The sequence below is a fragment of the Haloarcula sp. CBA1115 genome (genome assembly GCF_000827835.1).
In the GTDB taxonomy this organism is placed as follows: domain Archaea; phylum Halobacteriota; class Halobacteria; order Halobacteriales; family Haloarculaceae; genus Haloarcula; species Haloarcula hispanica.
In genome coordinates, this window is the sequence record NZ_CP010529.1 from 3,047,136 (window position 1) to 3,059,618 (window position 12,483).

Below are 12,483 nucleotides of genomic sequence, written 5' to 3' on the forward strand. Positions count from 1 at the left end.
GTCCTGAGAGCGGCATAACGACGGCGAACGCTCAAAAACCGCTTTTTGTAAAACAGCGACTGCAGTTACGGCCAGTCCGTCCGGCGGTCCGCAAGCGCCGGGAACTCCTCGCGGACCTGGTCGACGCGAGCAGGGTCGAGAGTGGCAGTCACCAGCGCCGGGTGGTCGTCGGCGCTGGCGAGCGTCGTTCCCCACGGGTCGTACACCGTTGACCGACCCAGCAGTTCCGCGTCCTCGAACTGGCCGACACCGTTCGCTGCGGCGACGTACAGCTGGTTTTCGACGGCGCGGGCGCGGCCGAACAGCTTCCAGTGCTCCACGCGCGGATAGGGCCACGCGCTCGGGACGAGCGTCAGCGTCACCCCCTCGTCGACGAGATGGCGATACAGCTCCGGGAACCGGAGGTCGTAGCAGGTGGTAATGCCGACGGTGAACCCCTCGAAGTCGACGGTCGGAATCCTCCGGCCGGCTTCGAGCAGTTGGGACTCCGCCGAGTCGTAGCCGAACAGGTGATGTTTGCGGTACACCGCCTGTCGTTCCCCGTCGCGGTCGAAGAACACGGCGGTGTTCGCCATCCCCTCCGGAGCCGGCGTGTCGAAGCCGCTATCGGCGCTGGCTTCGAGGTCCTCGACGATACTTCCGGCGAGCACCGCCACGTCGTTGTCCGCGGCGACGCCGCGGATTCGGGTGAGTGTCTCGCCCTCCAGCCCCTCTGCTTCGCGGGCGTAGCGGTCGAACGCGAAGTAGCCGACGTTGAACAGTTCCGGGAGCACGACGAGGTCCGCGCCGTCCGCGGCCGCGTCCTTGATGGCGGTGGTTGCGCGGCCGACGTTCTCTGCCACCGCGTCCGACGACACGTCTATCTGGGCAAGCGTGAGTCTCATGCTTCGACTTCGAGGTCGTCCCGCAGCGCCTGTTCGAGGTTCTGCATCTCGTCGTCGAGGTTCCGCTTGAAGAACCGCTCGACGCCCGGGAGCTTGCCGTCGACGATGAACCGGTTGGTCAGTTTCGTGCCGCCGTCGGCCGTCTCTTCGAGTTCGTGTTCGCCCTGGACGGTCATCACTTTCGAGCGACCGATGAAGCGGGCGTACTCCGGGCGGCGCTGTTCGACGTCCTCGGTTTTCACCGTCATCGTCTGGCTGACCACTGGAATCGGGAGTTCTATCGACCAGTTCGCGTGTGTGTCGTCGATGACTTCCCAGTCTGTGACGACGCTGATCGGCCGGGCCCGTTTATCCGGGTCGGTGATGAATTCCCAGACACGCTCCGGTGTGGCCGGCACAGTCATCGTTCGCTCGGCCCGGACAGTCATGGAAGGTACTCGGGACTACTGGCCGATGAATCCACCGATTGTCACAGTGCGTAAAACCCGGCAGCGGCTATCCCGTCGGTGTGACGCGCCACGTCGTCGACCGCGCTCGGCCCCACTTCTCGATTTCGACTTCGTCGGCCTCTTCAGCTAAGCGTGGCAGCCGCGCTCCCACTTGCTTCGAGGAGAGGCCGAGCTGCTCAGCGATGTTCTTCGCGCGGAAGTAGCTCTCTCCACGCGAGACGCTGTCCCGGAGATATTCGAGAATGCGTCGGTCTTCCTCGCTGTAATCGGCCATACAAGAGATACGGTCTCTGCGTTTTTAACGGTTCCCTTCACAGTCTTGCGGCTGATACCAGTATCAGGCGTCGTAGGCGTGAATCGCCACGATAGCCACAGCCGCGGCCAGCATTGCGAGCCCGAACGCGCCGCCGGACGTCACGAGCAGATTGCCGGTCTCAAGCTCCTGTGCGTGCAGAATCGCGTAGTTGTAGCTGTTGGTTGCTGTGACTACGGCCGCGCCGACCGAGACGAGTCCGAACAGCAGGGCCAGGCCCGTCCCCATGTCGCTTTTGGACGCCTTGGAACTCATGTACGACGCTTTCGGTGTTGCCCACTTAGTTCATTCGGGCTGGGGCCACAGGACATATACCGGCCCGTCGAAGATGGGTGTACAACTATGGGATGGTTGAAAATAGTTGGTGTACTGGTCGTCGCGGTCGCCGCTGTCGCAGGGGGCAGCGTCGCGCTCGGCGTTCTGGGCACACCCAGCGTCGCGTCCGTGGACAACCACTTCGCGGACGTCTCGAACCAGACGACCGCTGTGGCGACGAACCTGACCGTGACCAACCCCAACCCAGTCGGTGTCCAGCTGGGCGGTGTCGGACTCAATTACACCATCTCGATGAACGGCGTGGAGATGGCACAGGGCGACAGGCAGGGCATCGGCCTCGGGACCGGCAACTCGACGCTCGCGTTCAGCACCGAGATGCAAAACGACCGTATCCCGCCGTGGTGGGTCACCCACATCGACAACGGCGAGACGACGACGGTCGGTATCGACGCTACCGTCACCTCCTCAACGCTCGGGGGCCGGTCAGTGTCGTTCAGCCAGGAGCGGACCATCGAGACGGACCTCCTCAGCCAGTTCAACTCCACCGAGACGCGCCCCGTCGAGGCGGACCAGCCGCTTGTCTCGGACCCCGTCATCTACATCAACGAGACCCGCGGCGCGTGGGACCAGGAGAACCTCACCCAGTCCGAGACGCCGCTGAACCTCGCGTTCGACGTGTACAACCCCAAGCCGTACCCCTACACGATCACCAAAGTCGGTTACACCATCCGGATGAACGACGTGACCGTCGGCGAGGGCGAGACTGACCGTGGCTACGTCCTCAGCCCCGGCCAGGAGACGACACTCGAAGCGAACACCGCTATCCAGAACGGGAACCTCGACCGCTGGTGGGTGACCCACCTCCAGCGAAACCAGCGGACGGACCTCTACATCGATTTCTACCTCGTGCTGGAGGGCGGCGGGGAGCAGTTCCGGGTCGATCTGGACGCTATCGATTACCAACAGGAGATCCAGACGGATATCTTCGGCAACAAAGCACAGTACCCGACCGGCAACGGAACGAGCGCTGAGCCCGACAACGGGTCGGCCGACGAGTCACCGGACGGCGACGAGGAAACTGAAACCCCGACGCCGACACCGACGGAGACCGAGACGGATGACGGGCTACTGGGTGGCGACGAGTCTGAGACGGAAACCGCAACGCCAACCGAGACGGAGACAGAATCGGAAACCGCGACGCCGACGGAGACAGCGACTGAGACCGAAACCGACGACGGCGGCCTGCTCGGGTAGCCAGCGCTGCCAGTTTACTATCCCTCAGTTCTCGACACAGAGCGTCCCCGTGTCATCGACTGATACCGTATAGCCACAGTACTGGAACAGCATCGGTAACTCCTCTGACGGGGCATCCAGCACCGCGTCCAGTCGCTCACCGTCAACGACCATCTCAAGGCTCCCAAGTTGTGTAGGGTGGCAGTCCTCAAGTGCCGCGATGGTCTCTTTGACGGCGATATGAATGGGTGTCGATGGGTCGACAGGCCGCTTCATACTGGACCGTTCACGATGTCCGATGAAAGGTGCAGGTGTTTTTCACAGCAACCGATCGTGGTAGTGAAACTGCCAAATTACGTGGTAGAGTCGGAAAACAGGACTGTCGCTGCGAACCGCAACTGCGGGCAGCGGGAGCCGCCTCACTCGATTGTCGTGTGCTCGGACTCCTCGTTGAGCGCGAGGTTCGTTGCGATCTCTGCGCTCCGGACCGCGAACTCGGCCGTCTGCTGGAGGCTGACGAGCACTTCGCGCACTTCCAGTAGCGCCTCGTTGTCCATCTCCGGCAGGTCGTCGAGGATTTCGTGTTCCTTGTCGCCGATGTCCTTGTACAGCTCTCGGACCTGAATCGCGGTGTCGTAGTTGCGGTCGACAGCTGCCTGGACCGCAAGTTCGGTGATGTCGTTGACCTGGTCGGTGAACTCGCGGATGCGGCGCATCGTGGAGCTGTCGACGTTGAGCGAGTGATCGTCGGTCTCTAGCGCGATCTCGGCGATGTCCTCGGCGTTGTCCGCCGTCAGTTCGAGGTTCTTCGCAATCGAACGGTAGCCGATGAGCGGGAAGCCATCGTTGAGGCCGATAGCCCGCGCGAGGTTGGGGTTCTGGTAAGCCGTGAAGATGAGTCGTAGCAGGAGGACGAATATCTTGTTGGCCTGTCGCTCGCGGTTAAGTGCTCGCTGTGCGAGGTCGGGGTTGCCGTGGGCGAGGGACTTTACCGCCTCGTTTCGCATCGTCGAGCCGGTGGATTCCAGCCGTTCGAGGAGGTTGTTGAGCGTGAAGTCCTCCGGGTCGACGGAGCAGCGAATCGCGATTCTGTCCGGCGTCTCCTCGATGACGCCGAGGCCCATCAGTTGGGTTTCGGCGTTGTAGACGGCGTTAATGTGAGAGGATTCCAGCGTCTCGCCTTCCGGGGCTTCGACGTGGATGACGCGCCGTCCGAGCACGTACTGGGCGACGATGGCCCGCTCGACAGACGCGGCATCGAGGTTCTCTGCGTGGATGATAGCCTCTGATTCCTCGGTCTGGACGGACTCGGGCATGACTGTCAGCGTGCCTTTGCCGCCCATCCGTAGCGACACCTCGTCGCCCTTTTCGACGTCGTGCGCACTGGCCCACTCCGCCGGCAACGTCATCGCGAGCGTCGACGGCCCCAATCGCTGGACTTTCCGAGTTTCCATATGTCCTTTGTGGGGCGTGAGATACCTTAATCTTGACTATACATGATAAAATACCGGAGCCGATATATCATGGCTTACGTCTCTCGGCTGGGGAGGCCCATACAGATTAGACGACTTCGACGAGTCGACGCTCGTGACGGCCGATACGGACCCGCAGCCAGCCGCGCAGTTCCTCGTCGAGGTCCGAGTCACCGGTGTCGACCCGGAGCGTCCCGATACCGTCCAGTTTCCGCCGCGAGGCGACGACTTCGAGGTCACACTGCCTGATGACCGCCGGTGACAGTTGCTGATTCCCCCGGCCGAACACGAACCCCTGCCCACCGATGGGCGAAACCACGATGACGTTTCGGTCGCCGAGGGCGTCGAGAATGTCTGACTCGGCGGCGTCACGGGCAAGCACCTCTCCGTCGCGCCACACGTCCACGCCGAGCGTCGTCCCGTCGAATCCCAGGTGTTCCTTGATAGCGCCGACAGTGCTCCCCGGACCAAGGACGTACGTGACGCCCCCCTCGACGGCGTCGGCGACGCTCTCGGCGAGTGACTCGACGCTGCCGCCGCCCAACTGCTTGGCCGACTGGCGCTGGTCGGCAACGGGGACCGTCGCGACAGCCCGGAGTTCAGTGACCACTTCCCCGCCTCTGAAGGCGTCCTCGTCGATATCGTTGACCTCCGCACGCTCCGTCTCGGAGAAGCGGGCCACAATGCGCCCGGCCGCGCGCGGCGACACGCCGAACACGGAGGAGTACACCTTGACGCCCGCCGGGACGCCCAGAATCGGGATGTCGGCGTCCAGGTCGTCGAGGGTCGTCGCCACGTCGACGGCTGTGCCGTCGCCGCCGACGAACAGGATCGCGTCCACATCCGCCTCGGCGAACGCCCGGACCGCAGCTCGGGTGTCCTCGTTGGTCGTCTCGTCGGGAGTCGCCGGGGAGCCGACCACCGTCGGGTCGAACCCCGCCACACGAGCGATACCCTCCCCCATCGGGTCGCCGTAGGTAAGCAGTTTCACGTCCGTCCCCACATCGGCGAGTGACTCCAGCGCAGTCCGTGCGCGATCCGGTGCGCGTTGCTCCGCGCCGCGGCGGCGCGCCTCCGCGACTTTCCCGTCAGTGCCCTTGAGGCCGACGCGGCCGCCCATCCCGGCGATGGGGTTGACCACGACACCGATTCGTCGCATTCGCTTCCTCTTGGCGACCCCGCGGCAAAAGGGGCCCGGGAGCGTGCCTTTCAAGCCACCCCACGAAGAACGCACAGCTATGTCAGTCCTACTCCAGAGCGGCGTTCAGACAGGGATCATCAACGCGTCCGGCGCGGTCATCACGCTCGGTGGCCTGCTCCTGACGTTTCTCTGGCTGAACCACCTCTACCGGTAGTCACTCCGCCGTCGGTGACTCGACGCGTTCGCCGAACCACGCGGCCGCGTCCTCGACTAGCTCCTCCTCTGTTCCCTCGAACCGGACGGTTACGTGGTCGCCGGGATAGCTTCCGACCTTGACCGGGAACTGCTCCTGTACCTCCGCCAGTCGATCCAGCAGCGCGCTCTCGGGCTCATCGGCGTCGACGGTGCGAACGTACCGCTGCTCGCCGGCGAACTCACCCGCAATCTCCTCGAACATCCGCTTCATCTCGGCCGGCACGCCCGGTAAGACGTAACAGCTCTCGACGACACAGCCGGGCGCGACGCCCTCGTGGTTGGGCAGCACGCGGGACCCCTCCGGCACCTCGCCGGTTCCGTCGGTCAGATCCTCGCGCGTGTAGCCGCCGTGTTCCTCCAGCCACGCGATGGCGTCCTCGCTCTCGACGACGTCCCGGCCGAACGCCGCGGCGACGGCCTCGATGGTTTTGTCGTCGTGTGTCGGTCCAAGGCCGCCGGTGACGATGACGGCGTCGAACTCCGCATGGTACTCGTTGACCACGCGGGCGATATCCGATATCTCGTCGGGGACGACCGTCGTCCGGCCGACAGTGACGCCACGCTGCGCGAGCTGTTGTCCCAGCCACGCGGCGTTCGTGTTGACCGTCTCGCCACTGAGCAGTTCGTCTCCGACGGTGACTACCGCGACGCGCATACCGCCCGGTTGGACTGGGAGACACAAATACTGTCGGTCACAGAACGTGGTGACTGTGTATCCGTCGAATCGGAGAGAAATGCTCCGTCAGGGATTTGAACCCTAGTCATCACCGTGAGAGGGTGATATGATTGGCCGGACTACACCAACGGAGCGTACACAAATTCGTAGCGAGGAGATACGTATAATCATTGCGTTTCGGCCCCGCCCTGTGTTGGTTCCTCATACTGTTGGCTGTAACTATGGCACGGTATTCACAGTGGGAGAGTTCTGTACAGACGTACAGCCGGCGGTCTCACTCGTCGTCGAACGGTGAGCCAGCGGCGTCGGGCTCCTGACCGGCGAGGCTGATGATGTTCTCGCGGCCGACTCTGAGCTTCGAGATGTCGCCGTCGTCCTCCATGTCCGAGAGGAGCATGCTGACCTTCGACTTCGACCAGTCGGTACTGTCGACGATGTCGACCTGCTTCATTCGGCCGCCGTTTTCCTCAAGCAGTTTGCGGACGCGGTCGCTGTCGGTGAGCAGTTCCTCGTCGGGGACGGCCGGTTCGTCTGGTGTGTCGGTGGCCGCCGCATCGCCCGGCGGAGCCGTCGACGACTGCTCCGTGTCCGTAGCGGCCGACGGTGACGCAGCGGGCGGTTCGTCGTCGTCGGTTCCCAGGACCTGTCCCAGTGCGCCGGACCGCCACGCGGCCACACCGCCAGCAACGACAATGAGACCGACGATGGCGGCCGGGAGCATCCACGACGGCCCACCGGCGGCCTCGGAAGGTGTATCACCGCCAGCCGTGGTGCGCTGCTCAGTACCAGCGCTCTGGCCGGTTTCGCGCGGTTGCAGTTCCACGTAGGGCCGGCGGTCGTTGAACGACTGCTCGCCGTTCCACGTAACGCTCTCGCTGTTTTTGAGCGAGTCCGGGGTACTCTGTGAGTCAGGTTCCGGCTTGACATTGACGAATGCCAGTTCGGGGCCGCGCTCGAAGACGAACGACTGGCTCGACCCGATGTAGAACCCGCCGTCGAACACGTCGCTGACCACGATGGAGTCGCCCTCGACGACAGCGAAGTTATGCCAGCGGAACGACATCCGAACCGTGCCGGTGTTCTGGAGCGGGTCGACCGATGCCGACCGGTCGTAGTTGGTCGCACTCATGTTCCGGCCAGTCACGTTCGTCCCGTACTGTGTCAGCAGCGTCGACTGCTCGACGAAATTCTGGTACAGCGGTTGCTCCGTCTGCTCGAACGCCTCGGCGAACTCCTCAAACTCCTGCTCAGAATCGTTTACCAGTGGAGTCCTGTGGACGATTGCCCACTCGGCTGACCCGTTCTGATACAGCGTGACCTGGAACGTCGTCCGGTCGAACCTGTCGGGCGTCTGGACGCCGACGCTCTCGTCGGCCGGCTGTGACATCGCCAGCGGCGCGGCACCGCTCCCCAGCAGGAGAACCAGCACGAGACTGGCGACGACCAGGCGTACCATCTGTCGTATATCATCGATGGACCGCATAAAAGCGCTGTGAATAGCACCGTTCTCAGCCAGTATCCGGCCGGTGTCCGGTGATTTCTCGGTACGGGTACGACTCGAAGCGGTGGTGACCGAAACTGGTGGCGCGCACTCTGCGGGCGCTCGAATTCATGATCCGCACTGGGTTCGAAGTGGCGCTATTCGCCAGTCTGTACCGTGGTATCACTAGTCTCTCGCTCGACACGCGACCATGGGAGGGGGCGATTCCTGTTTTGACAGCGGTGTCTTGGCTTCTACACGGTTATTTCGCACGAATTTCCGGTGGGTTATTTAGACAGGAGGGTCCAACGAAGGGTAACCTATGGGAATTGCTGAGTTCGCAAGAGACGGCCGCGTGGTGATGGGTGACCGGCCGGGGGCAGCGGTGGTGGCCGCCGTAAGTGGCTTCCTCTTGCTGGATTTAGTTGCAAAGCTCGCTGGGACAACCGTGTTCTTCCTCGGGACCAGGTTACTGGGGGGGTCCCTCACCGTGGGCTCGTTGCTCTCGATGGTGGTGGACGGACTGCTCGTCGGACTGGCGGTCGGCCTCGCCGGAATCGGCCTGTCGATGACGTACAGTATCCTCGACTTCGCCAACTTCGCACACGGGGACACAGTGACGGTGGGGGCATTCCTGGGGTGGGTCGCCGCGTACATCACCGCCGGTCTCGGGACCGGAGCCCCGATCGCAGAACTGTTCATGCTCAACTCTGGACGGCAGTTGAGCACCGTTTCGACGTTCGTTCCGGTGCTTCTCGGTCTCGTCGTCGCCGGCGTCGGGTCGATCGGTATCGTGTTACTCATCGACCGACTCACCTATCGCCCCATGCGCGATACGGACAACATCTCCTTGCTGATCGCGTCAATCGGTGTCGCACTCGCATTGCGATACCTCATCGCGTTCGTCTTTGGCACGCAGACCAGCGGGGTCGCAAGCGGCGGGCTCCGAGTGACGGTGTTCTCGATGATCTCGGTCACCGACAACGAAATCACCCTGCTGGTGGTGTCGCTCCTGTTGATGCTTGGCGTCCACCTGCTGCTCCAACGGACGAAGCTCGGCAAGGCGATGCGGGCGATGGCCGACAACGAGGACCTCGCACGCGTGACCGGGATTCCGACCGAGCGCGTGATCCGGCTCACCTGGATTCTCGGTGGCGGTCTGGCGGGCATCGGTGGCTACCTGCTCGTGCTGGAAAGCGGCACGATATCGTTCAACTTCGGCTGGATTCTGCTCCTGCTCATCTTCGCCGCTGTCATCGTCGGCGGTATCGGCTCGATATACGGGGCGATGGCCGGTGGGATCCTCATCGGGCTGGTCGATAGCCTGGCCCTGATCTGGCTGCCGTCCGGGCTGACGCGGGCCTCCGCGTTCCTGGTGCTCATCGTCGTCCTGTTGTTGCGCCCGTCCGGCATCTTCGGGGGGGTGTCGACAGCATGAGTACTGTTGACACTGTTCGAGACCGTCTGGACGCGCTCCCGGACGTGGGGCTGGTCGTCGGCTTCATCGCCAGTATCTGGGCCGTTATGCTCGTGCTGGCAATCGCTGTCGGCGGGGCGAACTGGGCGAACCTCGCCGCCGGCTTCATCGGCAGCGTGACCGTACTCATCGGCGGCTACGCAATCCTCGCGCTGGCACTGAATCTCCAGTGGGGGTACACTGGCCTGTTCAACATCGGCATTGCGGGGTTCATGGCCGTCGGCGCGTACACCACGGCGATTCTCACTGCGCCAACTGACCCGGCCGCCGGGGCGGTCCCTGGGCTCGGCCTCCCGCTGTGGGTCGGCCTCATCGGCGGTATGGTTATGGCCGCTATCGTCGGCGGTCTTGCGGCGCTCCCGGCGCTCAGACTGAAAGCGGACTACCTCGCTATCGTGACAGTCGCGTTCTCGGAGATAATCCGACTTGTCGTCAACTGGAGCGGCCTCGCCGAGTTCTCACTGTTCGGGGTGCCGGTCGGCACCGGCGGCGCGACCGGCATCTCGTTCAAGTCCGCGAACGACGTGGCGGCGACGCTCATCAACGGCGTCGGGCAGCCGATCGTAACCGCCGCGGAGGGCGTCGGCGTCTCCGGGCCGAACCTGGCGAATCTCACGTACGGAATACTCCTCCTGCTGGTCGTGGCCGGGAGCTACTGGGTGCTCGCCCGCATCACGAACTCGCCGTTCGGTCGCGTGCTGAAGGCGATCCGCGAGGACGAAACCGTGACTCAGTCACTCGGCAAGGATACCCGCCAGTTCAAAATCAAGACGTTCATGATCGGCTGCGCGCTGATGGGGCTGGCCGGCGTCCTGTTCCGCGGACAGGCGGGCTACGTCAGCCCCCAGCAGTTCAGACCGACGATCACGTTCTACGTGTTCGCGGCCCTCATCATCGGCGGCTCCGGGTCCAACACCGGCAGTATCGTCGGGGCGGCGACGTTCTCCGGACTGCTGTTCTATCTGCCGGCGCGGCTGGGGGAGAACGTCTCGCTGGGCGGCACTCGCGCACCCGGCAACATCGTCGACGCGGTCGCCGGGTTCGCGTCACTTGACCCGCTCCCCCTCCTCGCATACACCATTAGCAACGTCAGCACGCTCCGGTTCGTGCTCATCGGCGTCGTCCTGATATACATCATCCAGAACCAGCCAGATGGGCTGCTCGGCCACCGGAACGAACCCGCAACGAGCGTGAGTCTGGACAGACCGCAGTCCGGGTCCGGAGGTGAGGCCGATGAGTGAGCCCGACGTCGCAGAGCAACGGGAAACGGCCGTCACGAGCGACGCTATTGACTCTCCCCTGCTCGTAGTCAACGGCCTCCGCAAGGAGTTCGGCGGCGTCGTCGCGGTCGACGGGGCGACGTTCTCCGTGGCAGAGGGGTCGCTCACCGGCCTCATCGGGCCGAACGGGGCCGGCAAGTCGACGACGTTCAACTGTATCACCGGCATTCACGAGCCAACTGGTGGCCGGGTCACCTTCGACGGCCAGAACATTACCGGGCTCCCGCCGTACACACTCGCAAACCAGGGACTGGTCCGGACGTTCCAGATCGCCCGTGAGCTGTCGGACATGACCGTTCTGGAGAACGTGATGCTCGCACCGGGCGGACAGGTCGGGGAATCAGTCGTCCGGTCGGTGACGCCGGGGCTTCGCGGGGACGTAATCAAGGACGAGGCGGCCGTCCGGGACCGCGCGTGGGAGACGCTGGAGTTCTTCGAGATCGACCACCTCGCCCACGAGAACGCCGGCAATCTCTCCGGTGGTCAGCGGAAACTGCTGGAGATGGCGCGGGTCCTGATGACCGACCCCGAGATGATTCTGCTGGACGAGCCGCTGGCCGGCGTCAACCCGACGCTGGAGGAGAAACTACTGGAGCGGATTCACGAACTCCGCCGGGAGCAGGGGCTGACCTTCCTGCTCGTCGAACACGACATGGACGTCATCATGAACAACTGCGAACACATCATCGTCATGCACCAGGGGAGCGTCCTCGCCGAAGGGGACGCCGAGACTATCACGTCGGACGAGCGGGTACTGGAGGCGTATCTGGGAGGTGACGTATGAGCCAGCGCGCGACGGAGTCCGAGGCTGTCACGCTCCCTGACCCAGCCGAGCGACTCCTCGCCATCCGGAACCTCGATGCAGGCTACGGCGACCTGCAGGTCCTCAGCGACGTCCACATGGACGTTGCGGACGGCGAGTACGTCGTCATTGTCGGCCCGAACGGAGCCGGCAAGTCGACGGTGATGAAATCTGTCTTCGGCCTGACGACGTACATGGGCGGGGACGTCATCTTCGACGGGACCGACATCAGCCGGCGCAATCCCGACGAAATCATTTACGAGGGGATCAGCTACGTCCCCCAGACCGGCAACGTGTTCGGCTCGCTGAGCGTGCGCGAGAACCTCGAAATGGGCGCGTACATCCTCGATGAAGTCCCAGAAGACCGCATCGAGGACGTGTACGAGCGGTTCCCCATCCTCCGGGAGCGGTCCGACCAGTCGGCTGGGACGCTGTCGGGCGGCCAACAGCAGATGCTCGCCATGGGGCGGGCGCTGATGCTCGACCCTGACCTGCTGTTGCTCGACGAGCCTTCCGCCGGGCTGGCCCCGGACCTCGTCGACGATATGTTCGACCGTATCGACCGCATTAACGACGACGGGACGGCGATTCTGATGGTCGAGCAAAACGCCAAGGAAGCGCTCCGGCGGTGTGACCGGGGCTACGTCCTCGTCCAGGGCCAGAACCGCTACGAGGACGAGGGGACGGTTCTTCTCAACGACGAGCAGGTGCGACAGGACTTCCTCGGCGGATAAAACAGGACAGC

At 63.7% G+C, this 12,483-nt stretch carries 14 protein-coding genes and 1 tRNA gene; 5 read left to right on the forward strand and 10 right to left on the reverse strand.

The genetic code is table 11. The features are described from left to right. Positions 1–65: 65 nt before the first annotated feature. The 4 genes from SG26_RS15240 to SG26_RS15255 all read right to left on the reverse strand — a co-directional run bounded on the left by SG26_RS15240 (position 66) and on the right by SG26_RS15255 (position 1,874). Entirely contained in the window at positions 66–884 is an 819-nt protein-coding gene (locus tag SG26_RS15240) for a carbon-nitrogen family hydrolase (RefSeq protein ID WP_050038028.1), read from the reverse strand. After that, on the reverse strand, positions 881–1,312 hold the full coding sequence (locus SG26_RS15245; RefSeq protein ID WP_008309269.1) for an SRPBCC family protein: 432 nt from the start codon (positions 1,310–1,312) through the stop codon (positions 881–883). The genes SG26_RS15240 and SG26_RS15245 overlap by 4 nt, the downstream gene beginning before the upstream one ends. 67 nt (positions 1,313–1,379) lie before the next feature. Next, a complete protein-coding gene (locus tag SG26_RS15250; protein ID WP_004592831.1) occupies positions 1,380–1,607 on the reverse strand; it encodes a hypothetical protein in 228 nt (75 codons plus the stop codon). Between the two features lie 63 nt (positions 1,608–1,670). Beyond that, positions 1,671–1,874, reverse strand: a complete 204-nt coding sequence (locus SG26_RS15255; protein WP_004961543.1) for a hypothetical protein — start codon at positions 1,872–1,874, stop codon at positions 1,671–1,673. A gap of 114 nt (positions 1,875–1,988) precedes the next feature. On the opposite strand from SG26_RS15255, the gene SG26_RS15260 reads away from it, so the two are divergent. Continuing rightward, positions 1,989–3,176 carry an LEA type 2 family protein gene (locus SG26_RS15260; RefSeq protein WP_050038029.1) on the forward strand — a complete coding sequence of 396 codons (1,188 nt, stop codon included), beginning with the start codon at positions 1,989–1,991 and terminating at the stop codon, positions 3,174–3,176. A 24-nt stretch (positions 3,177–3,200) separates the two neighbouring features. On the opposite strand, the gene SG26_RS15265 is transcribed toward SG26_RS15260, so the two are convergent. The 6 genes from SG26_RS15265 to SG26_RS15290 form a co-directional block, all read right to left on the reverse strand. Continuing rightward, positions 3,201–3,431, reverse strand: a complete 231-nt coding sequence (locus tag SG26_RS15265; protein WP_050038030.1) for a HalOD1 output domain-containing protein — start codon at positions 3,429–3,431, stop codon at positions 3,201–3,203. Between the two features lie 143 nt (positions 3,432–3,574). Next, positions 3,575–4,609 (reverse strand): phosphate uptake regulator PhoU, encoded by a 1,035-nt coding sequence (locus SG26_RS15270; RefSeq protein WP_004592822.1) that lies wholly within the window; start codon positions 4,607–4,609, stop codon positions 3,575–3,577. A gap of 106 nt (positions 4,610–4,715) precedes the next feature. After that, complete coding sequence (locus tag SG26_RS15275) at positions 4,716–5,786, reverse strand: ATP-NAD kinase family protein (protein ID WP_050038031.1); 1,071 nt, start codon at positions 5,784–5,786, stop codon at positions 4,716–4,718. Positions 5,787–5,982: 196 nt separating this feature from the next. Next, positions 5,983–6,678 (reverse strand): molybdopterin-binding protein, encoded by a 696-nt coding sequence (locus SG26_RS15280; protein ID WP_008309260.1) that lies wholly within the window; start codon positions 6,676–6,678, stop codon positions 5,983–5,985. Between the two features lie 80 nt (positions 6,679–6,758). Beyond that, positions 6,759–6,833: transfer RNA gene (locus tag SG26_RS15285), tRNA-Glu, on the reverse strand. A gap of 140 nt (positions 6,834–6,973) precedes the next feature. Continuing rightward, entirely contained in the window at positions 6,974–8,182 is a 1,209-nt protein-coding gene (locus tag SG26_RS15290; protein ID WP_050038032.1) for a hypothetical protein, read from the reverse strand. Positions 8,183–8,501: 319 nt separating this feature from the next. Here SG26_RS15290 and SG26_RS15295 point away from each other — a divergent pair, with 319 nt between their 5' ends. From SG26_RS15295 to SG26_RS15310, 4 genes are read left to right on the forward strand one after another with little or no spacing between them, the layout of a single operon-like run. Continuing rightward, positions 8,502–9,617, forward strand: coding sequence for a branched-chain amino acid ABC transporter permease (locus tag SG26_RS15295; protein WP_014040303.1), 1,116 nt, complete (start codon positions 8,502–8,504; stop codon positions 9,615–9,617). Beyond that, positions 9,614–10,897 carry a branched-chain amino acid ABC transporter permease gene (locus SG26_RS15300; protein ID WP_014040304.1) on the forward strand — a complete coding sequence of 428 codons (1,284 nt, stop codon included), beginning with the start codon at positions 9,614–9,616 and terminating at the stop codon, positions 10,895–10,897. Before SG26_RS15295 ends, SG26_RS15300 begins: the two co-directional genes overlap by 4 nt. After that, positions 10,890–11,720, forward strand: a complete 831-nt coding sequence (locus SG26_RS15305) for an ABC transporter ATP-binding protein (RefSeq protein WP_050038033.1) — start codon at positions 10,890–10,892, stop codon at positions 11,718–11,720. Before SG26_RS15300 ends, SG26_RS15305 begins: the two co-directional genes overlap by 8 nt. Continuing rightward, positions 11,717–12,472, forward strand: coding sequence for an ABC transporter ATP-binding protein (locus SG26_RS15310; RefSeq protein WP_014040306.1), 756 nt, complete (start codon positions 11,717–11,719; stop codon positions 12,470–12,472). Before SG26_RS15305 ends, SG26_RS15310 begins: the two co-directional genes overlap by 4 nt. Positions 12,473–12,483 lie beyond the last annotated feature (11 nt).

Bases quoted from the DNA above. Each gene is read 5' to 3' on its own strand.
- SG26_RS15240 (WP_050038028.1), bottom strand. From the start codon at position 884: ATGAGACTCACGCTTGCCCAGATAGACGTGTCGTCGGACGCGGTGGCA.
- SG26_RS15245 (WP_008309269.1), bottom strand. From the start codon at position 1,312: ATGACTGTCCGGGCCGAGCGAACGATGACTGTGCCGGCCACACCGGAG.
- SG26_RS15250 (WP_004592831.1), bottom strand. From the start codon at position 1,607: ATGGCCGATTACAGCGAGGAAGACCGACGCATTCTCGAATATCTCCGG.
- SG26_RS15255 (WP_004961543.1), bottom strand. From the start codon at position 1,874: ATGGGGACGGGCCTGGCCCTGCTGTTCGGACTCGTCTCGGTCGGCGCG.
- SG26_RS15260 (WP_050038029.1), top strand. From the start codon at position 1,989: ATGGGATGGTTGAAAATAGTTGGTGTACTGGTCGTCGCGGTCGCCGCT.
- SG26_RS15265 (WP_050038030.1), bottom strand. From the start codon at position 3,431: ATGAAGCGGCCTGTCGACCCATCGACACCCATTCATATCGCCGTCAAA.
- SG26_RS15270 (WP_004592822.1), bottom strand. From the start codon at position 4,609: ATGGAAACTCGGAAAGTCCAGCGATTGGGGCCGTCGACGCTCGCGATG.
- SG26_RS15275 (WP_050038031.1), bottom strand. From the start codon at position 5,786: ATGCGACGAATCGGTGTCGTGGTCAACCCCATCGCCGGGATGGGCGGC.
- SG26_RS15280 (WP_008309260.1), bottom strand. From the start codon at position 6,678: ATGCGCGTCGCGGTAGTCACCGTCGGAGACGAACTGCTCAGTGGCGAG.
- SG26_RS15290 (WP_050038032.1), bottom strand. From the start codon at position 8,182: ATGCGGTCCATCGATGATATACGACAGATGGTACGCCTGGTCGTCGCC.
- SG26_RS15295 (WP_014040303.1), top strand. From the start codon at position 8,502: ATGGGAATTGCTGAGTTCGCAAGAGACGGCCGCGTGGTGATGGGTGAC.
- SG26_RS15300 (WP_014040304.1), top strand. From the start codon at position 9,614: ATGAGTACTGTTGACACTGTTCGAGACCGTCTGGACGCGCTCCCGGAC.
- SG26_RS15305 (WP_050038033.1), top strand. From the start codon at position 10,890: ATGAGTGAGCCCGACGTCGCAGAGCAACGGGAAACGGCCGTCACGAGC.
- SG26_RS15310 (WP_014040306.1), top strand. From the start codon at position 11,717: ATGAGCCAGCGCGCGACGGAGTCCGAGGCTGTCACGCTCCCTGACCCA.